Origin of the sequence: Shewanella sp. SG41-4, from assembly GCF_014164505.1 — a bacterium.
Classification (GTDB): domain Bacteria; phylum Pseudomonadota; class Gammaproteobacteria; order Enterobacterales; family Shewanellaceae; genus Shewanella.
In genome coordinates, this window is record NZ_JACJFI010000550.1 from 1 (window position 1) to 1,620 (window position 1,620).

Annotated in this window: 2 protein-coding genes; both read left to right on the forward strand. The window is 35.3% G+C overall.

The annotated features are described in order from the left end of the window. The coding region (locus tag H5202_RS22100; RefSeq protein ID WP_182773927.1) for an insulinase family protein at nt 1–637 on the forward strand (637 nt) is incomplete at its 5' end. A gap of 240 nt (nt 638–877) precedes the next feature. Beyond that, a partial coding sequence (locus H5202_RS22105) for a ligand-binding sensor domain-containing protein (RefSeq protein ID WP_272490485.1) occupies nt 878–1,620 on the forward strand: 743 nt, incomplete at its 3' end.

Sequence of the window (1,620 nt, forward strand, 5' to 3'; positions counted from 1 at the left end):
GCTTCGCGAGAAAGCCATTGCCCACCAAGATAGCGCGATTATTGTTTACTACCAGTCTCGGATGGCTACACCAGAACGAGTGGCGTTATTCAGTCTATTAAACCATACAATGTCATCAACATTTTTTCATGAATTACGCACTAAGCAGCAATTAGGCTACATGGTTGGAACAGGTTACTTACCATTAAACCGACATCCCGGGATGATTTTTTATGTGCAGTCCCCGACAGCAGGTCCAAGACAACTACTCGAAGCAATTGACGAGTTCATTGCCGACTTTAATTATGCCGTTATGCAAATTACCAATGAACAATGGGAAAGTACCAAGCAAGGTATGATAGGTCAAATAATGGAACACGATACCAATCTAAAGACTCGCAGCCAACGTTATTGGGTAAGCTTAGGAAACCGCGATTATGGATTTAATCAACGTGAAATGGTTGTCGCAGAAGTCGAAAAGCTTACCAGAGCTGACTTGATTAAGTTTATGGTGGTTAACATGCGTAGCAGAGATTGTGATCGTTTAGTGTTGTTCAACAGTGGTGAACAGCATCACAGTCAAACAAGCTTACGTTCGGATAATATGATAGTCGACTTAAAAACATTTAAACAACAGGCTGATAAATTTCAGTTTTAGGCAGCCTCTTCTACTGGAATGTACATAATAGAAACAGAACGCGGTTACGTAAATAAATAGTCAAAACCAACATTAACCGTACAAAGCACCAAATAAAACTTTAGTATTACCTAACGAATTGATTAAAAAATAACTTTTCGTCAATTTAATTACCATTATTGGGTAATATTCTATCAATCACACCTTTTTTGTTAACATGCTTTTGACAAAGCGGCTGCTTTCTGAAAAAGTAGACAATTCATGAACTTCTTTGCGGCATCAAAAGAGAATAAGTATAAATCTATGCCTAAAATTCTACTTTTTATTTGTGTTTCCTTTATTTTTAGCTTTGGCGCTACGGCCATTGAAGCTGATGACACAGAATCAAACTTCGATCTACTACTAAACTACACTAATTATGGTGTCGCTGATGGTTTGTCTCAAGACACAGTAACAGCCATCGTTGAAGATCCAGAGGGTTACGTTTGGGTTGGTACTATCAATGGCTTAAATCGTTTCGACGGCAATGAATTTAAGCAATTCTATGCGGATGATAATGCAAATTCTCTACCCAGCTCTTTTATTCGTAATTTACTTATCGATGATAGCGGTGTTCTGCAAATCGGGACAGACAAAGGTCTCGTTCAATTTGATGAAGATACAGAGTCATTCACCAGAAACAGTATCTCAACTCAAATTGGTGAGCAAGCCATTTGGTCAATATCAAAACAAGATGGTGAAGTTTTTATTGGTTTAAATGGTAAGTTTATATCTTATGGAAAAAACAATGACCAAAATTTAATTTTTGAAAATATAAAATTAAAAGAAATAAAAAATGTAATTAAATTAGATAAGGTTTTTTATATTAGGAATTATGAAGGTGAAATTTTTGAACAAAATACCACCACCATTAAGAAGGTATTAAGTAAATCTAATGACATCATTATTATTGATAACAATATAATTACAGCAACAGATCAAGGTTTATTTATTATAAATGACGA